Annotated in this window: 13 protein-coding genes; 5 read left to right on the plus strand and 8 right to left on the minus strand. The window is 60.5% G+C overall.

All coding sequences use genetic code 11. The features are described from left to right. Positions 1-2 precede the first annotated feature (2 nt). The 3 genes from J7412_RS00270 to J7412_RS00280 all read right to left on the minus strand — a co-directional run bounded on the left by J7412_RS00270 (position 3) and on the right by J7412_RS00280 (position 3,075). Positions 3-1,313, minus strand: a complete 1,311-nt coding sequence (locus J7412_RS00270) for a flagellar hook-basal body complex protein (protein ID WP_209075941.1) — start codon at positions 1,311-1,313, stop codon at positions 3-5. 94 nt (positions 1,314-1,407) lie between these two features. Continuing rightward, entirely contained in the window at positions 1,408-2,232 is an 825-nt protein-coding gene (locus tag J7412_RS00275) for a flagellar motor protein MotB (RefSeq protein WP_209075943.1), read from the minus strand. 111 nt (positions 2,233-2,343) lie between these two features. Next, positions 2,344-3,075, minus strand: coding sequence for a lysophospholipid acyltransferase family protein (locus J7412_RS00280; protein WP_209075945.1), 732 nt, complete (start codon positions 3,073-3,075; stop codon positions 2,344-2,346). A 143-nt stretch (positions 3,076-3,218) separates the two neighbouring features. On the opposite strand from J7412_RS00280, the gene J7412_RS00285 reads away from it, so the two are divergent. Further along, positions 3,219-5,030 carry a BamA/TamA family outer membrane protein gene (locus tag J7412_RS00285; RefSeq protein WP_209075948.1) on the plus strand — a complete coding sequence of 604 codons (1,812 nt, stop codon included), beginning with the start codon at positions 3,219-3,221 and terminating at the stop codon, positions 5,028-5,030. Next, on the plus strand, positions 5,030-8,491 hold the full coding sequence (locus tag J7412_RS00290; protein ID WP_209075950.1) for a translocation/assembly module TamB domain-containing protein: 3,462 nt from the start codon (positions 5,030-5,032) through the stop codon (positions 8,489-8,491). The genes J7412_RS00285 and J7412_RS00290 overlap by 1 nt, the downstream gene beginning before the upstream one ends. 15 nt (positions 8,492-8,506) lie before the next feature. On the opposite strand, the gene J7412_RS00295 is transcribed toward J7412_RS00290, so the two are convergent. Further along, the gene (locus tag J7412_RS00295; protein ID WP_209057721.1) at positions 8,507-9,064 is read right to left on the minus strand and encodes a TetR/AcrR family transcriptional regulator; all 558 of its coding nucleotides are present in this window, start codon (positions 9,062-9,064) and stop codon (positions 8,507-8,509) included. A 132-nt stretch (positions 9,065-9,196) separates the two neighbouring features. Next, a complete protein-coding gene (locus tag J7412_RS00300; protein ID WP_209075952.1) occupies positions 9,197-9,997 on the minus strand; it encodes an MBL fold metallo-hydrolase in 801 nt (266 codons plus the stop codon). Between the two features lie 96 nt (positions 9,998-10,093). Between J7412_RS00300 and J7412_RS00305 the strand changes: the two genes are divergently transcribed. After that, the gene (locus J7412_RS00305) at positions 10,094-10,990 is read left to right on the plus strand and encodes a helix-turn-helix domain-containing protein (RefSeq protein WP_209075954.1); all 897 of its coding nucleotides are present in this window, start codon (positions 10,094-10,096) and stop codon (positions 10,988-10,990) included. Between the two features lie 60 nt (positions 10,991-11,050). On the opposite strand, the gene J7412_RS00310 is transcribed toward J7412_RS00305, so the two are convergent. After that, positions 11,051-11,608, minus strand: coding sequence for an XRE family transcriptional regulator (locus tag J7412_RS00310; protein WP_209075956.1), 558 nt, complete (start codon positions 11,606-11,608; stop codon positions 11,051-11,053). 149 nt (positions 11,609-11,757) lie between these two features. Between J7412_RS00310 and J7412_RS00315 the strand changes: the two genes are divergently transcribed. Continuing rightward, the gene (locus J7412_RS00315; protein ID WP_209075958.1) at positions 11,758-12,933 is read left to right on the plus strand and encodes an acetyl-CoA C-acyltransferase family protein; all 1,176 of its coding nucleotides are present in this window, start codon (positions 11,758-11,760) and stop codon (positions 12,931-12,933) included. A gap of 127 nt (positions 12,934-13,060) precedes the next feature. Here the strand turns inward: J7412_RS00315 and pbpC are convergent, their stop codons facing one another. Then, positions 13,061-15,094: a penicillin-binding protein 1C gene (gene pbpC, locus J7412_RS00320; protein ID WP_247743739.1), complete on the minus strand. Its 2,034-nt coding sequence runs from the start codon at positions 15,092-15,094 to the stop codon at positions 13,061-13,063. Positions 15,095-15,101: 7 nt separating this feature from the next. Beyond that, positions 15,102-20,537 carry an alpha-2-macroglobulin family protein gene (locus tag J7412_RS00325; protein WP_209075962.1) on the minus strand — a complete coding sequence of 1,812 codons (5,436 nt, stop codon included), beginning with the start codon at positions 20,535-20,537 and terminating at the stop codon, positions 15,102-15,104. A gap of 144 nt (positions 20,538-20,681) precedes the next feature. On the opposite strand from J7412_RS00325, the gene J7412_RS00330 reads away from it, so the two are divergent. Beyond that, on the plus strand, positions 20,682-22,859 hold the full coding sequence (locus J7412_RS00330; protein ID WP_209075964.1) for a response regulator: 2,178 nt from the start codon (positions 20,682-20,684) through the stop codon (positions 22,857-22,859).

Raw genomic sequence — 22,859 nt, forward strand, 5'->3', positions numbered from 1 at the left:
TATCAGCGTTTGATGTTGGTGGTTTCCTGCAGCATCTCGTCCACGGTCTGAATGACCTTGGCGTTGGTGCTGTAGGCACGCTGTGTCTGGATCATGTCGGTCAGTTCCGCCGCCACATCGGTGGCTGACTCCTGACGGACATAGGACAGGATCTCACCGGTTGGTCCGGTGCCCGCATCCCACATGAAATACGGTCCGCTCTCGTTGGAGGGGATGTATGTCTGGAAGTCGAGAGAGATATCCAGACCGTTGGGGTTTGGCACCTCAACCAGTGGAATCTGCGCGATGGTGCGGGTGATGCCGGTGTTGAAATATGCGGTGACAAAGCCGTTTGCGTCGACTTCAACAGAGGTCATGGTGCCAACCGGCGCGCCGTCCTTATCAACTTTCAGCGGTGCATAATCATCCCCCAGCTGGGTCATGCCGCCGGTGGCACCGATCAGACCGATGTCCACTTCCATCGGGCCGCCAGCCACGTTCAGGATCGCGGTGCCGGTGGTCGGATCATAGGGGCCACCCGGTGCATTGGAGGTTACCGCGGACAGACGGCCACCGGTGGTACGGCCATCATCAAATGTCAGGTCAAAGTTCCCGATCACCGCGCCGCCAGACGCCGAATCGCGAATTTCCATGGTCCATTGGTTGGATGCGCCGGTCGCAGGCACGGTTGGCGTGAAGCTGATGCTCAGCGTTTCCGCCTGCCCCAGGTTGCCGTAATACTCGATGGTCAGAGTTTCCACGTCACCTGGCGCGCCAGCCACGGTAGAGGTTGCTGGCAGGTTGACGCCCAACTCAACCGCGGTGGTCGGAGAGCCCACAAGCTCGGTGGTCAGCAAGCGAATCGGCTCCAAACCGGTGTCAGCATCACGTGGATAATTTGGGATAGAGCCATCGGCATTTGCCGGCCAACCCATCATCGACAACCCTGCTTGAGACACCAGATAGCCATCTTCATCCGCCCGGAAAGACCCGGTGGTTGCCAGCATCAGCTGAGGGCTGGTGTCGCCAGCCTTGATCGCGGTCGCGGAGGCCACCGGAATAAACCCACGGCCCCGCACAGCAAGGTCGGTCGCGTTGGTGGTTGGGGTCAGAGAGCCGCCTTCGTCGATCAGTCGGCGGCTGGTCGCCTGAACGCCCCCTGCCGAATACTTGCCGCCACCCTGCGAGCCGCTGACCATGGATTGAAAGTCCGTTTCTACGCGGCGATAGCCGTAGGTGGCGGAGTTCGCAATGTTGTCGGAGATGGTCGCCAGGCGAGTCGCATTAGACGACAACCCGGCCACACCGGCATTAAGCGAAGAGGAAATCGACATGGTACGCCTTTCTGCTGTAACCCTTTGTTCGACTTCCCTGTTACGACGCTCCAACTTAACAGCGCACTAACGCGCCACAAAGATTTCCCTCAACTCACTGATCTGATCGCAGCAAGATAATCTCAATGCGGTTATTTCTCAGATCCCGCGGGATGTTTGACACCATTTCGCGGTCAGCGTGTCCGGTCACACGGGCGACCCGTTCCTTCTCCAGACCGAAAGTCTCCATCAGCTGCCGCATGGCATCGGCGCGAATCGAGGACATGGACCAGGTTTGCGTGTTGCGCACCGTCACCGGCTCTGACCGCACATGTCCTTCAATCGCCACATCATTGCTCACATAGCCCGCAACCTCGACGAGCACTTCCGCCAGATCCAGCAACAGCGGCATGGGTTGCGCTGTGCCTTCCACAAACAGGCGCTGGTTTGGCGAGTCAAAGAGCTCGATCACCAGACCTTCGTCCGTCACACGTGTGACCACATGTTTCATGAGGTTGTCAGACAGGAAGCTTTCGCCACCGCCGCCGATCAAACCGTCGCGCAGGCGTTCAAGCTCGTCTTCTTCGCCTTTGCCAGCGGTTTCAAACTCCACCGGATCAGGCTGTCCCTCAAGGGAAGTCGGCAAACCGCCGGTGCCCTGATGCGCCAGAATACGTTCCGTCAACACGCTGTCCCCGCCGAACATCGCACTTCCCCCACCGGAAGTTTTGTTCAGCGGCACAGACGGGTTGAAGAACTCCGCAATACCGAGCCGTTGTTGTTCTGTTGTCGCATTGATCAGCCACATCAATAGAAAGAACGCCATCATTGCGGTCACAAAGTCCGCATAGGCGATTTTCCACGCCCCACCATGATGTCCGTCACCGCCGACCACTTTCTTGCGTTTAATGATCACCGGCGCGTTGGAATTATCTGCCATCGCACGTCACCTTTTTCTCACCCAGGTTGACAGTTACCCAGCAGCCCTTACCCGGCCCTTAACAAATGGGATTTTAGACGTATTACGCGCGCTTTCCCGGGGCTGATCGCCTTAACCGCGCAGCGCGGTGGACAGCTGCGCCATAAAGCTGCGGCGATCCAGACCGGCCGCAATTGGCGCGCCAATCTCAACCTTTATGACACCGGGATATTTAAGAAAGGTGCCATAAGGCCAGCACGCACCGGAATTGATGCGGATCGGCACGGCCGCAACACCTGCGAGCTGATAAAGCACACCCACCCCGGCCTGAATCTGATCGGCCTGAGACAAGCGCCTTGTGCCACTTGGAAAAATCAGCAAGTTGCGGCCTTCCTTCACAGCCGCGGCCCCGGCGCGAAAACCATCGCGCATGGCGTCGCCGCTGGCGCTGGTGGACACCGGAATATGCCCCAGCTTGCGCATCAGCGGACCAAAAACCGGATAAGAGAAAATCGGCTTTTTGGCATACATCACCGGGCGCTTGAGCAGCAGCTGGTAAAAGAGCGTTTCCCAGGTGCTTTCGTGCTGTGAGGCCATCAAGACCGGCGTGCCGGGCAAATGATGCGCCCCTTCGAGCTGATAACGAATGCCGCAGATCACCTGCAGCAGCCAAAGTTGCACCCGCAGATAGCGGTCCACCACGGCGTAAACCCGATCCCGCGACAACAACAGACCGGGCCAGAGCAGCAGGAACGGCAAGGCCGCAATCAGTGCGGCGACATAGAACAACACACTGCGCAGCGCGATGACCGGCAGCCAGAGGCCCCTTCGCCCCTTCCCATGCTGTCTGCTGTCTTCCTGCATTCGCACAAATACGCCTTTGCTTTCCGCATTTTGCCATATGGCCAGCGAGTCCGGCTTGGGCTACTCTAGCTCTGACAGGCGAGGCAAGTGCTTCACCACATTGTTTTTTATGAAGTGTTGTTTTGAAGCATTGGGAGATTAGGTTGCGACGACGTGTGAGGTGGCTTCGCAAGCTCAACGGTCTGCCATGGGCCGCAATGATGATCTGCGGCCTGTCCTGTTCCGCCGCTCAGGCCTTTGAAATCGATTTCCGCGCCGCTGGGGGCGATGAAACTCTGGGCGAGCGGCTTCAGGCCGCGTCTCTGCTGACGACTGCCAAAGAAGAGGGCACCACAGAAGGCCAAGACATCGTCGCGGCGGCGCAGACAGACTACAAGCGCCTGCTTGGGGTGCTCTACCGCGCGGGCTATTTCGGCCCGTCGATCTCGATCAAGGTCAACGGGCAGGAGGCGGCCAATATATCGCCTTTCGCGCAGATCAACACGGTGTCAAATGTCAGCGTGTCGGTGACACCGGGCAACAAGTTCCGCTTTGGTCAGACCTCTATCGCGCCGATTGCGCCAGAGACCGAGCTGCCCGAGGAATTTGCCCCGGCTGCCCCTGCCGACCTTGGCGCCGTGGAGGCCGCTGCGCGCGCGGGCGTCAGCGGCTGGCGGGATGAGGGCCACGCCAAGGCAAAAGTTGCAGCAGAAAACATCACCGCCGATCACCGTGCCTCTGAGCTGGATGTGGATGTGGCGCTTGATCCCGGCCCCAAGCTGCGGTTTGGCAAGCTGATTTACAAAGGCCAATCCACCGTGCGCCCCGACCGCGTGGAAGAGATTGCCGATCTGCCGACCGGAAGCCAATTCAGTCCCGAGGCCGCGCGTCGGGTCACCGCGCGTTTGCGGCGCACCGAAACTTTCCGCACCGTTGATCTGCGTGAGGCGGAAGAGCCCAACCCCGATGGCACGCTGGATATGGAACTTGCGCTGGTGGACAGCCCGCCGCGCCGATTTGGCTTTGGTGCAGAGCTGGAAAGCACGCAGGGCCTGAGCGTCTCGGCCTTCTGGATGCATCGCAACTGGAATGGCGGCGCTGAAAACCTGCGGTTTGATGCAGAAGTGGAAAACATCGGAGGGGACGGTGGCGGAATCAACTATCGCCTCGGCACGCTTTACTCGCGCCCGGCCACATTCAACTCCGACACGGCCTTGATCGTTGGGGCCGAAATCAAACAGGAAGACGAAGATCTCTATTTCCTGCGCCAGTTCGGGGCGAGCGTCGGCTATAAGCGCATTGTCTCTGAACGATTGGAAACCAGCGCAGCGCTGACCGGGTTCTACTCTGATGTGCGAGACAATTTTGGCGACCGTACGTTTCAGGGCATCGGTGTCTGGGCACAGGCCAAGCTTGACCGCCGCGATGTGATCGTGAATCCGACCAGCGGTTACTATATTCAGGCCACCGCTTTCCCCTATGCCGGTTTCTCGGAAACAGAGCCTGCACTCTTTCTGGAAGGCGACCTGCGCGCGTATCAGGGATTTGGTGCTGACAACCGCTTTATTGCGGCGGGCCGTGTTCTGGTTGGCAGCATTCTTGGCCCCTCGCTCAGAGGCACCCCACCAGATCTGCTGTTCTATTCAGGCGGGGGCGGCACCGTGCGCGGGCAACCCTATCAATCCGGCTTTGTCACAGTGGACGGTATCGACAGCGGTGGCCTCTCGTTTTTGGGGTTCAACACCGAAGCGCGGGTCAAGATCACCGACGCAATCACAACAGTGGCCTTTTTTGACGGCGGCTTTGTCGGGGAGACCTCCAATCTCTTCGGCGATGGCAGCTTTCATTCCGGTGCCGGGCTTGGCGTGCGCTACAACACTGGCTTTGGCCCGATCCGACTGGATCTGGGCGTGCCGGTTTCGGGCAACACCGGCGACGGTCTTCAACTCTATATCGGTATAGGACACGCCTTCTGATGCGGTGGTTTGCGATCATACTCCTCTGGCTTCTGCCCATGACGGCAACCGCGCAGCAGGCCGAAGAGGCCAGCGACGAAGACAAAGGCATGCTGACCCGTTTTCTGGAGGATTCGCTGTCTGGTGCGGGGCGTGAGGTCGAGGTCATCGGGCTGCGCGGCGCGATCAGCTCCAATGCCACCATCGAAGAGCTGCGCATCTCTGACGCCGATGGGCCCTGGCTCTCGCTCAAAGGCCTGTCGCTGAACTGGAACAGGCTTGCGGTGCTTCGGGGCAATGTAAACGTCAACGAACTCAGCGCCGAAGAAATCTCTCTGGCGCGCATTCCCAAAACCGATCCCAGCCCGACAACTGCCGAGGCCAAGCCCTTTGCGCTGCCGGAACTGCCGGTCAGCATTAATATCAAGGCGCTGAAAGCGGATCGTATTTCGCTGGGAGAGCCTATTCTGGGCGAAGCGGTGGATTTTGCACTGGATGCCCGCCTGATCCTTGAGGGCGGCAACGGGGATGTGCTGTTAAGCGCGACGCGGCTGGGTGGCCCTGCGGGACGTTTCTCCGTGGATGGGGCCTATTCCAACGACACCGAACTGCTGCGACTGGATCTGCAGGCCGCAGAAGATGCGGGCGGGCTGGTGGCCACACTGGCGCAGCTCCCCGGAGCGCCACCGCTCGGCTTGACCGTTCTGGGGGAAGGCCCGCTGAGCGATTTTATCGCTGATCTGCGGCTGACAAGTGGCGGAGAGGAGCGTTTGGCCGGACAGGTGGAGCTGTCCACCGAACCTGCACCGGCCTCCGATACGGGTGGTGGCAGCGCATCTAACAGCACAGAGACCAAGCCCACGCAGGTGATCCGCGCCGATATTGCGGGCAATATGGCGCCGCTCTTTGCGCCGGATTACAAAGATTTCTTTGGTGAGAGCATCGCGCTCAACACGCTCCTGCGCCGCTTTGGCGACGGGCGCACCACGCTGGAAAACCTGAGCCTTGTCTCCCGCACGTTCAATCTGGATGGGCAATTGGCGCTGACCGCCAAAAACCTGCCAGAAAGTTTTGATCTGGATATCACCCTGCGCGATGACACGGGAGCGCCGGTTCTGCTGCCGGTGAGCGGCCCGAAAAACTACGTCCAAAGCGCGCAGCTGAAGGCGCAGTTTGATGCCACCGAAGGGCAGATCTGGACGCTTAAGGGCGATGTGACCGGCATCGAAACCGAGAGCGCCAAATTGCAATCCGTCATGCTGGACGGCAGCGGTGATATTGTCGCTGATCCACAGCGGCGAGTCACCGCAGAGATCGCGCTCACCATGGCCGGGCTGGCCTTGCCCGATCCGGCTTTGACCGAGGCTCTGGGCGACAGCGCCAGCATGGCTGCCAATGTTGACTGGACCGAAGGCGAAGGCGTGCGCCTGACCGATCTGACGGTGGATGCTGCGCAGTCCTCCCTGAAAGGCGATGCCCATCTGACAGGTCAGGGTCAGGATATGAACATCGCCACCAACGCCGACCTTTCCGTGCCCGATTTGGCAAATCTTGCCGGTCTTGTGGGCCGCGATCTGGGCGGCGCCATCATGGCGCAGCTGTCTGGCGACATTGCCCCGCTCAGCGCGGGCTTTGATCTGGACCTGACCGCTGGCGCCATGGATCTGGCCATTGGTGAGCCGCAGGTGGATGCGCTTCTGACAGGCGAAAGCAGCCTTGCCCTGTCAGCTAGACGCGATGAAACCGGCCTCACGCTGCGTCAGGGTGATCTCAAAACCTCTCAGCTCACCGCCTCCGGAAACGGCATGCTGGCCAGTGAAAACAGCGATCTGCATTTTGAGGCCGCGCTTGCAGAGGTGGCCTCTGTTGCGCAGATCGAGGGCCTGAGCGGCCCGGCCACAGTGGAGGGTAACGCCAAACAGACCGGTGCAGACTGGGCCTTTGATCTCACCGCGACCGCGCCTGCGCAAAGCCGTGCCGTGATACAGGCGACGCTGCCGCAATCCGGCGGCATCTCCGCAGACTATGATCTGGAGATTGGCCGCGTGGAAACCTTTGTTCCGAGCCTGCCGGGGGCGGCCAGCATCAAAGGCACGGCGGCACAGTCAGACGCGGGCTGGGCTGTCAATTTTGACGCGGCAGCACCGTTTAACACCAAAGGGCGCGGCCAGGGTGTGATCGATCCAACCGGCACGGGCACCAATTTTGCGGTGGCCGGGGATTTCCCGCTCGCCGCCGCCAACCCAGCCCTGCAACCCAATGCGATACAGGGTCTTGCCCAATATGACCTGCGCATTCAGGGCGCGTTGGAACCCGCCAGCGTGACCGGCACGGTCTCGATGTCTGGCGCACGCTTTGCCATGCCGGATCTGCGCATCGCGCTGGAAGACATCTCCGGAACCATCGGGCTTGCCAATAATGCGGCACAAATCAACCTCAACACGCAGTTTTCCGGCGGCGGAGACATTGCTGTTGCAGGCTCACTTGGCCTCGCCCCGCCTTTCAACGCCAACTTGCCCGTGACCCTGCGCGGCCTGCAGTATCAGCAAGGCCAGCTGTTTGAGACCACCGCTGACGGCACCATCACGCTCTCTGGCCCTGCCACTGGGGGCGGCCGCATTGCCGGGAATATCAGCCTCAGCCAGACCAATATCCGCATCTCTCCCGTGGGCCTCTCTGGTGGTGGTGCTGTGCCTGAGATCACCCATCTGGCCGAGCCGGGCGCTGTGCATATCACGCGTGACCGTGCGGGGCTGATTGCGCGGGAAGAGGCCGCCGGGCCCTCCGCGCCGCCCTTTGGTCTGGATGTGGCGATCAACATTGCCGACCGCATCGCCGTGCGCGGGCTTGGCCTGAACGCGGATTTCAACGGCGGCATGCGCATCACCGGCACCACCAATGACATTCGGCCAAACGGCGAGCTTGATCTGATCCGGGGTCGGCTCGATTTCCTGTCAAACCCGTTTGAACTTGATGAGGGCAATATCGCACTGTTGGGGGATTTTGTCCCCACCATGCGCGTGCAGGCCACCGCCGAGCAGCCGGATGCAACCATCTTCATCATCATCGACGGCCGGCTGGACGACCCTGAGATCAAGCTGGAGAGCGACCCGGAGCTGCCGGACGACGAGGTTCTGTCACAGCTGTTGTTTGGGCGCGATCTGTCCAGCATTTCGCCGCTGCAGGCCGCACAGCTGGCCGCCGCGCTGGCCACGCTTTCCGGACAAGGCGCGCGCGGGCCGCAGCTTGGCAAAAACGCCGGACTTGATGATTTTGGGCTGACCTTTGACGAGGATGGCGCGCCGGGCGTGCGGGCGGGCAAATACCTTGATGAGAACATCTACACCGAGGTGGGTGTGGACAGCGAAGGTAAAAGCACGATCAGCCTCAACCTCGATGTCACCGACAATCTGACCGTCAAAGGCAAGGTAGGCTCAGATGATGAAAGTGGGATCGGGATTTTCTTTCAGCGCGACTATTGAGCGAGGTGGGCGCGGTCAGGCACCGGCCTGCACGCTGCGCAAACACATGTCCCGCAGCTGCGCGCGGGTTTCATCGCTGAGCGGCTTGCCCTGTGCGCGCTGCCATTTCAGGGTGTTGCGGATCGCCCCGCCGATAAAGCCGCCCATAACACCCGGATCACCTGCAATAGAGCCGCCTTCGTCCTGCAGTTGGCGCAGCACACCTGCGATGAAAGAGGCCGACTTTTCAAAGCTGGCCATCACATCCGCGCCCGGCAGCAGGGGCACATTGGACAGGTATTCAAACAGCACGGCCCGGTCAGCATCCTGCCAGATGAAATCGATGTGGTTGTCGATATAGCGCTCAAGCCGCGTGAGCGCGGGCTGGCTTGGATCATCGCCCGCTGTGAGCGCCTCTGCCATCACCGCCGCCAGATCGTCATAGACCGCGCGGATCAGCACATCCTTGTTTTCAAAGTGATTGTAGAGCGATCCCGTCGCCACCCCGGCGCGCTGTGCGATCTTGGACATGGACGCCTGTGTCCCATGCGCAACCAGCATTGCCGCGGTGGCTTCCAGAATTTTTTCACGCATCCCGTGTCGTGTCCCTGCGCTCGGCCAATAGCCATGTCCCCAATGAACTCTCGTTCAACTGGGCACCGACCCTAAGCGCAGGGCACGATTGAGACAAGGGTTTGTGCGCGGACCACCCGTCAACAGCCCTGCTTACAGCGGCAAAAAGCGGAAGGTTTCCCCCTCTGCTGCAACTTTGCCCAATCCTGGAAAGGCAAAATGCGTGGCGGCGATGGTGGTGCCCGATGCTGCGGCCTCAGCCAACAGGGCGCGCCGCGTGACCACCGCCTGCGCCGCATCCCGATCCAGGGCGTAGGTGACCTCGGGATGGGCAAACTGCACCGCCTCTGAGATGACCGCGTCTCCTATGATCAGCAGTGTCTCATGGCCACTTTCAATCTGCACGCCCGAATGCCCCGGTGTGTGACCCGGAAGAGGCACCAAACTGATCCCCGATATTAGACTCTGTTTCGGCTGAAAAAGAACCACACGGTCTTTGATGCCAGCGGCGACGCTCTGGATCATCTGCACCATCGGACGGGTGTCTTCATCCACCGCGTTCGGCAGATCTGGGTTGGTCCAGAACGCCCACTCCGCTTCGGCAATGTGAATGGTCGCCTGCGGAAACACATCACTGTCCAGAAAACCGCCCAGATGATCTGCATGCATGTGGGTCAGCACGATGTCTGTGGGGGTTTCGCCCTGCAGAGGCTCCCAGGCCTGGCCGGTCTGCGGAAACCTCGCCTGAAGCGCTTGGGCAGAGCCTGTGTCCACAAGGATCACCCGGTTTTGCCCCCGCACAACCCAGAGATTGGCACCGATCTCAACCTCATCGCCCAAATCGACGTCTTCAGGCACTTGGGAGAAATACGCGGACGGCAGCACAAAGCCCCCGTCGTTGAAGGTGATCACCTCAAAATCGCCAATGGTCAGGCTGTGTGTGCGCTCTGTCATGATATGCTCCATCACTGTTTCCCAAAGCATATGGTGAAGTGCGCCGACTGTGCTATTGTCGCAAATGACAAATTATTTGCTGATAGCGCCAAGCATATGCCTTCCAAAACCACCACCATTCTCGCCTATCCCGGCGCTTTGCAATCTGCGGTCTTTGGGCTGCAGGACTTCTTATCCCATACGGGTCTCAATCCAAAAATCATCACTAATTCAGCTGAATTTGGCTCAAAATCAGATGCCATCCTGCTACCACCTGCCGCGCAGTCTGTGGATCCACAAACGCATCCAGAGCTCTTGAATGGGCTGAAAGCCGCAGCAGAGAGTGGCGCGTTGATCTGTTCCGCCTGTGTGGGCGTGACCTGGATTGCCGCCGCAGAGCTAGATGCCGGACGCGCGGTCACCACCCATTGGGGCGTTGCGCCGCAACTGCGCAAAGACTGGCCTCAGCTACACGTGGACACCGATCAGCTTGTGATCGAGCACCAAAACCTTGTCACCGCAGGCGGGATGATGGCCTGGGTGGATCTGGCGCTGATCGTGATCGAAAGGCTGGCGGGCCACGAGATGATGCTCAACACCGCCCGGCATTTTGTGGTGGAACCTGTTCGGCGCGACCAGAGGCGCTTTCAGCGGTTTCGGCCTATCCTTGACCACGGGGATGCGCAGGTGCTGCGCACGCAGGCGCATCTGGAGCGCGTGCTGGATCAGCCTATATCAGTCTCTAATTTGGCCCAAAACGCAGGTCTTTCAGAGCGCAGCCTTCAGCGTCGTTTCAACGCGGCCACGGGCTTCAATCTCACCCGCTACTTACAGAACCTGCGTATGGAGCGTGCAAAATCTCTGCTGGCGGACAGCCGCATTCCCGTGGCTGAGGTGGCCGCGCGGTCTGGCTATAGCGACCTTCCCGCTTTTCACCGCGTCTTCTCTCGCATCACAGGGATGACGCCTGCGGGCTTTCGCAAATCGGTCTGGTCGCAACACACAACGTCATAGCGGAACGTCTCCGCACGACGCAGAAACAGTCTCTAACTCACCTGCATTCCGTGAATCTGATCAGGCGTTTTTGACAATCAGAAACACCCGCGCAGACTCTGTCGCCTCAATGGCGTGTGCCACATCCGCCGCATAACGTGCGGTGTCGCCAGCTGCCAATTCCTGCTCGGCTGTGCCACTGTTGATCCGCACCGCCCCTTCCAACACCGTCAGCTGCTCTTGTGCGCCGCGTTTGTGAGGCTGGCTTTTGAGGCTGCCGCCGGTCTCAAAACGGATGTCATAGACCTCATGTCCGCCCACATCCTCAGGCGGGGAGAGAATGCGGATCACGCAACGGTGCCCCATATTGTCAAAACTCGGCACATCGCTGTCGCGCAGCACCTCTATTTTGTCGGCTGTTTCTTCATCCAGAAGCCCCGCGAAATCCACCTGCAAGGCGCGCGTGAGGTTCCAGAGGGTCGCAATGGTCGGGCTGCTTTCGCCACGCTCAATCTGGCTCACCATGGAGCGACTCACCCCCGAGAGTTTGGCCACCGCTTCCAGCGAAAGCCCCTGTTCGCGACGCGCCGCACGCAGACGGCTGGGCAAAAGTTGAAGTATCGACAGATCGTTATCCATCTCTCACAGATGCGGCCAAGCCGCTGCCTTTGTCAATTGCCGCGCGCTTTGGCACATATCTCACAGCAACTGTGACGCGCCGTTCCTGCTGACTCGCCCTTTCTGCATCTGCATAGTGCGCGACAAATACGACTGAGAGGAGATGACCCATGTCGGATATCGTAATTCTGGGCGGCGCCCGTACCGCTGTTGGCACTTTTGGCGGCTCTCTCGCCAACACCCCACCGATCGAGCTGGCCACTGCTGTGTCCAAAGCCGCGATCGAGCGCGCTGGCGTGCAAGGCGACCAGATCGGCCATGTGGCATTTGGCCATGTCATCAACACCGAGCCGCGCGACATGTATCTGTCCCGCGTTGCTTCCGTTGAAGCGGGCGTGCCAAACACCACCCCGGCGATGAACGTGAACCGCCTCTGCGGCTCCGGCCTTCAGGCAATCGTGTCCGCCACCCAATCCCTGATGCTGGGCGATGCGGATTTCGCACTGGCCGGTGGTGCCGAAAACATGTCCCGCTCCCCTTACATCCTGCAGCAGCAGCGCTGGGGCCAGAAGATGGGAGACGTGAAAACGCTGGATATGATGCTTGGTGCGCTGAACTGCCCGTTTGGCACCGGCCACATGGGGGTGACCGCGGAGAACGTCGCGGATGAGCACGATGTGACCCGTGAAGACATGGACGCTTTCGCCCTGACCAGCCAGGAACGCGCCGCAGCCGCCATCGAAGCCGGTTATTTTGACGAGCAGATCACCCCGGTCGACGTCAAAATGAAGCGCGACATGGTGCCGTTTGTGCGCGACGAGCACCCAACCGCCTCCACCATGGAGACCCTCGGCAAGCTGCGTCCGGTCTTCAAGAAAGACGGCCGTGTGACCGCAGGCAACGCATCCGGTTTGAACGACGGTGCCGCCGCCATCGTGCTGGCCCGCGAAGAGGCTGCCAAAGCCGCTGGCCTGACACCAAAGTTCCGCGTTCTGGGCTACGCCCACGCCGGTGTGCGCCCAGAGGTGATGGGCATTGGTCCAATCCCAGCGGTGGAAAACCTGCTGGCGAAAACCGGCCTCTCCGTGGCCGACTTTGACGTGATCGAAAGCAACGAAGCCTTCGCCTCCCAAGCCATCGCGGTGAACAAGGGCCTTGGTCTGGACACCGACAAAGTGAACCCGAACGGCGGCGCGATCTCTCTGGGCCACCCGGTTGGCGCAACCGGCGCGATCATCACAGTGAAGCTGATGTATGAACTGGAGCGCACCGGCGGTTCCAAAGGTCTCGCGACCATGTGCATCGGCGGCGGTCAGGGCATCGCGCTGGCGATCGAGCGCATCTAAGCCGCGCTGAGATTTCGGCGGGTGGCCAAAGGTTCATGCCTTGGCCATCCGCCCCACCGGCCCCGTCGCGATCAGGCCGCAAAAAAGATGCGACACACATGTTTCCCAAAATGACTGATCTTGTGCGCTAGTCGATCCAGACGGTGATGCGATCAGATTGTCCGCGCGCATCAATCACGGTGATTGTCGCGCTGCCCCGCCCTGTCGCGGGCAGGGTCACATCCCCCCGACGCACTCCGCTCGCCACTGGCGCACCGTTGGCCAAGACGGTCACCGGAAAGGCTGCATTTTTGACCTTGATCGTCATGCCGTCCCGCGCGCCGGCAAGTCTGGCACCTTCCGGAGGAAAGGCCACTTCCAAGGCTTCTTCGCTGCGCTCAAAGACAGCGTTGCGGCCGCGAAATGTTTTGAGCGGTTCAGGCAGGGCGGCGTTGCTGACGATCAGCGTTTCCGGCGGTGGGGCTGGCAAGGGATCAAGCGCGGGCTTCACCCGCTGAAACACATCAAACAGCACAGGGGCCGCGATCTCTGCGCCAAAAGCGCCCGGCACCGGCGTGCCATCGGGTCGCCCGATCCAGACACCGGCCACATGACGCCCATCAAAACCGATGGCCCAAGTGTCCCGATGCCCATAGCTGGTGCCGGTCTTATAGGCCAAGCCATTGCGCGGTGCGCCTGCGGGTGGGGCAATCTTCGAGAGTATATCGCCCAGATGCCAGGCCGCCGGTCTGCTGATCACGCGCTGCTGTGGCGGGGTGTCCTGCCCCGACCGCCAGATCAGTGGTTGCGCGACACCGCCTTGGGGGATCATCGCGTAAAGCGTCACCAGCTCTTCCAGAGAGACCCCGACACCGCCCAGCGCCACCGCGAGGCCAGCTGTGCCACCGGGCAGCTCCGGAGCCATGCCCGAAGCCCGCATCGCGGCCATCAGATTGGCTGGTCCCAACTCATCCGTGAGCATGACCACCGGAATGTTCAACGACTGCGCCAAAGCCTCCCGCACGCGCAGCGCGCCGCGAAACCGGCCATCAAAATTCTGTGGCGCATAGCGGCCAAATCGGGTGGGCACATCGGCAATCAGGGTTTCGGGATGGGCCAAACCACGGTCAAAGGACAGGCCGTAAACCAAAGGTTTCAACGTTGATCCAGGCGAGCGTTTGGCGCGGGTCATGTCAATGAATCCCTGCCGTGCGTCCGCCTGTGTCAGACCTGCGGACCCAACGGAGGCCAGGATCTCACCGCTGTGATGATCTGCCACCACCATGGCGATCGACACCCGCCCCTCAAGGCCGCGCAAAGCCTCCTGCGCCAGTGCCTCAAGCGAGGTCTGTAAAGTGCGATCCACCGTTACCTGATGCCGCGCGGCCGCTGGGGCCGCCGCCTTGGCGCGGTCTGCCAGATGCATCGCCACAGCGGGAAAGGCCCGCCGCACTTTTGGCACAGGGGTCATCAAAGCCGCGTCTACGCCTTCCTGATCCAGCACCCCAGCGGTCTTTGCGCGCCAAAGCACCCGTTCCCGCGCGGCCTCAGCGGCTTCAGGGTTGCGGTCTGGCCGCCGCGCATTGGGGCTTTGCGGCAGCGCGACCAGAAGCGCTGCCTCCGCAGATGTCAGCCTGTGAGGCTCTTTGCCAAACCAAGACAGGGTGGCCGCGCGTATGCCTTCGAGGTTGCCGCCAAAGGGCGCATGAGTGAGGTAAAGATCAAGGATTTCCCGCTTGCTCAGATGCTGCTCCAGCGCGAGCGCCAGTCGGATCTGGCGCAGCTTTCCCGCCCAGGACCCGGTGCCGGAATCCTCAATCAGCCGCGCCACCTGCATGGTGAGCGTGGAGCCTCCGGACACCACCCGCCCGTACCACGCAGATTGCGCCACGGCGCGGGCCAGCGCCCACGCATCTACCCCCTGATGGGACCAGAAGCGCTTGTCCTCATAGGCCAGCAAGGTCTCAAGATAGAGCGGGTCTACCGCGTCGCTCTGCGCCCCCAGCCGCCAAAGCCCGCCGTCAACTGTATAGGCCCGCAGGAGCTGCCCTTTGCGATCCACCACCTCGACCGAGGTGTCGGCCAGAAGATTTGGCAGCTCTGTCTCTGCCACCCATTGATCAAAAGCGTCCCGCGCCCCCGCCAGAAGCAGGAGCGTGAACACCAGAAAAACAGGCAGCATCCGCATGTTATTCGGTCACGGTCAGACGAGATGCGGCGGTATTGGCACGGTATTGCGGGCGATACATATCCTCCACAGAGGCCGCCGGGTGGTGATACTCACCGGGGCTGACCGCGCGCACCATATAGGCCAGCTGGAACGACTGCGCCGAGCGCCAGTCGACAGCCGCCAGAAACCGATCCGCACGGAATTCGGTGTTGGCGGCTTCGACCGGTTGCAACCAGTCCATGTTGCGCAGGTCACCGCCTGCCAGCAGGTTGGGATTGTCGATTTCAAAGCCCGCAGGCAGCGGATCATTCACCATCAGACGCGCGCCACCTTCACCGGAAGGTATCACCGTCAAAACCGCGACCAGCCGTTCACCTGCCTGCACCTGCCGCACGTCAACCGCCTGCCCTTCTACAGAGAAATACTGCCGCTCGATGCGGTAGCCATAGCTGCGCTCCTCAGCCGGATAGGTTGGCACGCCAAGCGTTGTCAGCGTCACCAACTGCGCGGCCTCTCCTGTGTTGGTCAGCGCGATCTCCTGAGACAGGTCTTGGTCCGTGAACCGCTGCAACAACGGCCCGTTCAGCGGCTGCCCGTTGAGGGTCAATCCGCTGGGCCGTTCATCCTCGATCAGCGCATGCGCCGCCATCAGCGACCAGACCGCCTCTTGGGTGGAGGGTGTCTCACTGCCAAAGGCCACCTGCTGCGCAAGCCCGTTGGCATCCAAAGCCTCGCTGCCCGCCGCCACGGCCAGCGCAACGGTGCCTGCGATATCGCGCAAATTGGTGCCGTAGTCCGCCCGCCAGAGCGCGGCCTCTTCGCGGCCGACCTGTGCTGCGATCTTGCGCGCGGCGGTGCGGAACATGTCATCCGCCCGCGTCTGATCGCCATAGAGCGCCAGTGCCGCGCCAAGTTGCGCCGCTGCCAGAGGCGTCGCAAAAGCGTCGCCCTTCACATCCGCATAATAACGCAGATCGCCCATGGCTGCCGCCCCTTCGCGCGCCAGAACCATAAGCGCATAGGCCAGATCCTCGCCGCCTGCGTCAAAGTCCGGTGCATAGTTCACGCGGTTGCGCAGGTTGTTCATCGCCTGTTTGAAGGCGAGATCAGGCACCACGTGCCCCTGCGCCCGTGCGCGAGAAAGGAAATCGCTGACATAGGCATCCAGCCAGAAATCGCCGGATTCGGGACGCCAGAGACCAAAGCTGCCATTGCTGGCCTGCCGCGTCAGGACCAGCTCGATGGCTTCTGCGATGCGGCTGTCCAGATCGCGATCCACCCCCATGCCCAGCGCGCTTGCCACATCTTCAAAATAGAGAAGCGGCAGCGTCTGAGAGGTCACCTGCTCTGTGCAGCCGTAGGGATAGCGATCCAGCGTCTGCAACAGACCCGGCGCATCAAAGCGCGCCAAAGCGCCAGTGGACAGGACCGCCTCAGCCGAGCCTGTGCGCAGATCGGCGAACACATCTGCACCAAGAGTGAGGCTGTCGCCGGATGCCAAACTGATCTGGCGGGTTTCGCTCACAGCCGGATCATTGGCCCGCACCGGCAAGGTGAGCGATTTGACCAATTGTTTGCCATCCGGCGTTGAGAGCACAACGCGCAGGCTGTGATCTCCGATCTCACCTGCGACAACCGGCACAGAAAACCGCGCAGTGCCTTTCGCTGCCAACTCAAACCCTGAGGGGATTTGCGCGGCATCCAGCGTCACGCCCTCTGCCACAACATCCAGCCCCATCCGACCCGCAGCGCCCTCTGCATGGACAAATTCCAACAGCAGGCGGCTCTGATCTCCGGGGGCAAGGAAGCGCGGCAGGCTTGCGGTGACCACCACCGGATCGCGCACCACCACTTCCGCATCGGCCTGCCCCACCCCGGTTTGCGACCACGCCACTGCCATCAGGCGCACTGAGCCGTTAAATTCGGGGATATCAAACTGCACATTTGCGGCGCCATCTGCACCAACCTGAATGGGACCTTGAAAGTAGGCCACCAGTTCTTCGGTGGGGGGAGGCGCGTCAAACCCTGTGGCCGCAGTAGCATCCCCTCCGGAACGCAGGCGTCCCATATTGCCGCTCAAGCCGTTGATCAGTCGACCATATACGTCGCGGATTTCCATGCCCAGACGGCGCTGGCCAAAGTAATGCGCCGAAGGGTCGGGGCTTTCAAAACTGGTGAGGTTGAGTATGCCCACATCCACCGCTGCCAAAGTGACAAAGGCGGTTTCACTGGCGCTCACGCCGTCGACCTTCAGAGCCACATCCATTGGTCCGCGCGGGTCGATCACCTCTGGTGCGGTGATGGAAACCGCGAGCTGCTTCTCCTCTGAATCAACCTGCGCGTAGCTCAGCCCAAGGGCGCGGGCCGGGTTTTGGCCTGCGGGCGTATCTGCGGCGCGGATGACCGAAGCGGTCACGTAAGCCCCTGCGCCCCATTCATCGGTCACATCCAGATCGATCAGGTTCTCGCCTTCCTGAACAGCGACGGTTTTCATCGAGATCAGACGGTTGGACATCACCGAAATCAGCGCGGTTCCCGGGTAGCGCGGCACCAGCCGCAATTGCGCGGTGTCCCCGCTGCGATACCGCTCTGCATCAAGTGACAATTCGAGGGTGTCCGGCGTTTCTGTGGCATCCGCAGGGGCATACCAACCGGCCTCAAATGTCATCGCGCTGGAGATATATTCCCCACCGTCTTGCGTGACCACAACCTCAAAGCGGCCCCAATCCACATCTGCGCCAATTTCCAACGGGCCACCGTCAAGTGTGGCGGAGCCGCTGGCAATGGTTTCGCGCGTGGTGGCGGGCTCCCACTCCCAACCGCCATTGAGCTGATACCATTGATAGCGCGTGCGCAGGCGGTTCACTGTCCATGTGACCGGCATTCCTGTGGCGCGCAGGCTTGGATCCACTGCGATGATTTCAAAGCTGGCCTTGCTGCCTTCCGGCACCACCTCTTCGTCAAAAAGCGGTTTGATCCCGATCAGCGGTGTCACAGAGGCCACAGGGTGTGTGATGCGTCGCTCTACCGGGCGGCCAGAGCCTTCCAGCACACGCACCGCAACATCGGCGACAAGCGCGCGGCCCTGTGCCTCCTGTTCAGGCAGGGACAGATAGATGTCTGCCTGACCGGCCGCATCTGTCTCATCCCCGGAAAAATAGGCGGTTTGACCGTAAAACGGCGCATCATAGCGCCCAAACCGGAAGCCTTTGAACCCCTCCAACGTGTCACGGGCCTTCAGGGTTACTTGCCCTTCGATCTCAAGATTGGCCGCAGGTGCGCCAAAGAGATAGCGCGCCTCAAGTGACACTGCCGCAGGGTTTTTGGCGTCAAATGGCGCCGCGGGCGGCGTGAGCTCAAAATCGATCCGCTCGGGCAGGAAGTCTTCGACCAGAACTTTTGCACTCGCCAGAGCGGGCGCCTCCAGATCGGACTTGAAATCCAGAGACCAGCGCCCGCGCGGCACGGTTGCCCCAAGTGGCAGTGCAAAGACATGTCCGCCCGCCACGCTGTTGGTGGAGACCTGTCGGCTGTATTCCACCCCATCGGGGCGGGTCAGAATCGCGGTGATCGGCAAGGCAGGCAAGGCCTGCGCCGTTGCGCCACGTGCCAAGGCGGTGACATGGATGGTCTCGCCGGCGCGATAGGCGCCTCGGTCTGTGGTGACAAAAACATCAATCGGCGGTGCGGCAGGCCGCCCTTCCACGCCCCGGTCAGAGAGATCAAAGGCCGGATCGGTCAGCGACAGGAAGGAAAAATCCTCGCCCTTCTGCACCATGACCAGCGCCGGAGATGCGCCGCCGGTGCCACGCGTCAGCCCCGCGTCAAAGACCGCGTAGCCTTCCGCATCGCTGACCGTTTCCGCCAGCACGCGGTTTGCGCGCGAAAGCAAGCGTACCTTCGCCGCGCCCAGTGCTGCGGCATCTGACAACTGGCGCGTAAACACATGCAGCCCGTCGGTTCCGCTCAGACTGGAGATGCCAATGTCTGACAGCAGGAACCACTGTGTTGTGGAGGATTCATCATATTTGTCCGCGCCCGGCAGGTCAGCAGTGAGCGCATAAACCCCCGCAGGCTGCCCCGCCACCAGCTCCGCCATCGGCAGGCGTGTTGTCATCGTTTGGTTGAGCGTGTTTTTAACCTCACCACGGCCGGTCCAGACGGTTTCAGCCACATCGCGGTCGAAGTCTTCCATCTGCCAATAGCTCAGCGGCTGCCCGAAGTAGCCATCCTGAATGGCGCGCAGGATGTTGCGATCATTCACGCGCTGCAAAGTGAGCGCCACCTCGTCCAGATTCACGGTCTCAATCGGCAATCCGGCGTCTGAGCTGCGCGGCAGCACATAGGCACGACCGGAAAATGCAACCTTTGGGCTGCGGTCGCGCACATAGGCGCGCACATTGGTGTCGCGCACCAAGGTCTCCCCGCTTTTGGCAGGCAGGCCAGCGCGGAACATAACTTGGACGTCCTGACCATGTGTCAGTCCTTCGACACAAATGCGCTGTTCCTCGACATTCAATGCAAGGCGGGCATCCGGCAGTTTCACAAACGGGGTGTAGTCCTGCCCGGTTTCAATGAGCGGCTCATTGAACTCGGCACATAGGCGTGGGGTTTCGATATCACTCTCAACCTGATGATCTGAGACGCGGAAGCCGTATTTCCCGATGGCAGCCTCTAGCTGTGTGATCACATCGTCACGCGGGCTGATGGCCTCTGCCAAGCGCAGGCTGCGCAGCACCGCTTTGCCCCGATCCTGATCTTCGAGTTGCTCAGACATCAGCAAAAGCGCGTTGATACGCTCCGGACCCGACTGCGCCCGCAGATAGGCGTTCAGCGCCCCCAAAAAGGCGCGCTCTTTGTATTGGCGGGTTTCTGACGCCCTGTCGCCCTGAAGATTGGCATTGAGCCGCGCATACTCCAGCCAGAGATCGCTGCGATCCGCTTTGCTCAAGGCGGCCCCCGTCCAGCGCATCGCGCTCAGGAAGTTGCCCTCCGCCCGACGGTCTCTCGCGGCGGCGAGCATCTCTTCAACGCCCCAGCGACCACCGGCATGGGTGCGCCCGATGTTGGCCGCCAACTCCTTGGCCGACAATAGGTCTCTTTCTCTCAGGAAGTTCAAATCCTTGGCACGGTCTTGTGCTGTGCTCAGCAGGTCTGCAGACGCGTTGAAGATCTCCGCAGAGAGCGCCCCTTCATAGGGTTGGCGCTCGTTGATTTCGGATTTCGGGAAGCAGGCGTTTGAGCGGCGGTTGAACGTGAACGCAACGCATTGCGGGTTGTTCAAGCAGGTCTCCACACAGGCCGCATATGTGGTGTCAAAAAGGTTCTGCAGGTCTGCGCCGTAGAAATCGACATCGCGACTCACCACCACCCGACGTTCGGGCACATAACTTTCCTGCGTTGCCGCCGCTGTACCGGTCAGGGCGAAAAGCCCAATCGCTAAAATCCGAAGCATTCTAATCTCCAACAATCAATGACTTGATGGTGCCACGGCGCAATCACGCATTGCAACGGCGATAACGCCGCGGCGGAGTTAAGCAGATGTTCACGGACAGTCTGAAATATGGCTCTCAGGAAAATACGGCTTGAGGATCGGCGAATGTCGCTGACGCAAAAACTTGCTGACGAACGGCGTGCTCGTTTGGCTGCAGAACGTTTGTTAGAGTTAAAAAAGCGCGAGCTTTATGCGGCCAATCGTAAGCTGGGCAAACATGCTGCGCAGCTGGCAAACGAGATTGTCGAAGCGCGCGAGACCGTCAAGACCGTCACCAAAGAGAACAAAAAATTCCGCACGGATTTGGAAAACGCCCAGGAGCGCGCTGAACAGGCAGAACACCGGCTCTGGCATTCGCTTTCCACCATCCGCGATGGCTTTGCCTTCTTTGACGAAAACGGCAAGATGATTGCCGCCAACCCAAGCTACCTGGCGATCTTTGAAGGCGCAGAGCACATCAAGCCCGGGATTTCTTACAACGAAATCATGGAATTTGCGGCGCATGAGGGCCTCTTTGTGCTTGAGGACACCTCGCCGGACGACTGGTGCAACATGATGCAGCAGCGCTGGCATCATGAAGAGCCTGAGCCGGTGATTGTGCAGCTGTGGAATGAGGAATTCCTCAAGCTGATCGATCACCGCAATATTGGCGAAGATCGTGCCAGTCTTGCGATGAACATCACCGACACAGTACGCCAGGAAGCAGAACTGGAGCGGGCGCGTCAGGAAGCGGAAGCTGCCAGCCAGGCGAAATCTGCGTTTCTGGCCAACATGAGCCACGAGCTGCGCACACCGATGAACGGTGTTGTGGGCATGGCCAGCCTGTTGATGGACACCACGCTCACCGAAGAGCAGCGTCTGTTTGCCTCCACCATCAAGAACTCCGGCGAAGCGCTGCTGTCGATCATCAACGATGTTCTGGATTATTCCAAACTCGGGGCGGAAAACGTCGGTCTGCGCAATGAGACCTTCGATCTGGAGCGCTGCATCCATGAGGTCATGACCCTGCATCAGGTCTCCGCACGTGAGCGCGGGCTGGAGCTGCTGGTGGATTACGACCTCTTCCTGCCAACCCAGTTTGTGGGCGACGTTGCGCGGCTGCGCCAGATCCTCACAAACCTCATTGGCAACGGTGTGAAGTTCACACACACCGGGCACATCCTTGTGCGCGTGGTTGGGGTGATCACCAACGATGGCTCAAACGCCGTGGTGCATGTGACCGTTGAAGACACCGGGATCGGGATTGCCGAAGAGCAGCTCGATCACATCTTTGGCGAATTCAATCAGGTCGACACCAGCCAGAACCGCGAGTTCGAAGGCACCGGTCTTGGCCTTGCTTTAACCAAACAGCTGGTCAATCTCATGTCCGGCGAAATCTGGGTGGAATCCACTGTGGGTGCGGGCACTTCCTTTGGCTTCCGTCTGACCCTTCCAATTGACGAGAACTGCGATCACCTGCCGGTGCCGCTGCCGGACAATGTGCAGCATGTGCTGGTGGCATCTGACACCGAGGTGAACAGCGACCTGCTGAAGAAACAGCTGGAACAGATGGGGGCAACCGTCACGATCTGCACTGATCAATCGCAGGTCATGCTGTTGGCCCAACATGTGGATTTGATTCTGGCTGATCACGCGGCGGGCGGCATTGATGCGCAGCAGCTGAACACAGAGCTGAGCGCGCAGGGGATTGCCACACCAATTGTTGCGTTGAGCTCGGATCCAAAAGCCTTCGGGGATGCCGATGATCTGGGCCTGATCAAGAGTGTTCTGGCCAAGCCCGGCTCGCGCGCTGAGCTCAACCTTGGCATTGCAAAAGCGGCAGAGGCCAGCCCCAACAACGGCAAAGGCGCAACCGCGCGTCGGCGCATGCGCGTGCTGTCTGCCGAAGACAATAAAACCAACCGTCTGGTGCTGGAAAAACTGCTCAAATCTCTCGATCTGGAGCTGATGTTTGCCCATGACGGTGTCGAGGCGGTGGAGCAATATATCTCCTATTCGCCTGATCTGATCTTCATGGATATTTCCATGCCGCGGATGGATGGCACCCAGGCCACGCAAAAAATCCGTGAGCTGGAAGCCAACAACAACAATCGCCGCACGCCGATTGTCGCCCTCACCGCTTTGGCCAATGAAGGCGATGAAGAGCATGTGTTGAGCCACGGGTTGGATCGATATCTGACCAAACCCCTGCGCAAGGCTGAGATTTTCAAGGTGATTTCAGAGATGCACCCTGAAGAAACCCTCGATCCGTTTGAGTCAAATTCCGAGGCGATTGCGAGCTGA

Source organism: Shimia sp. R9_3, assembly GCF_017743755.1.
GTDB lineage: Bacteria > Pseudomonadota > Alphaproteobacteria > Rhodobacterales > Rhodobacteraceae > Shimia.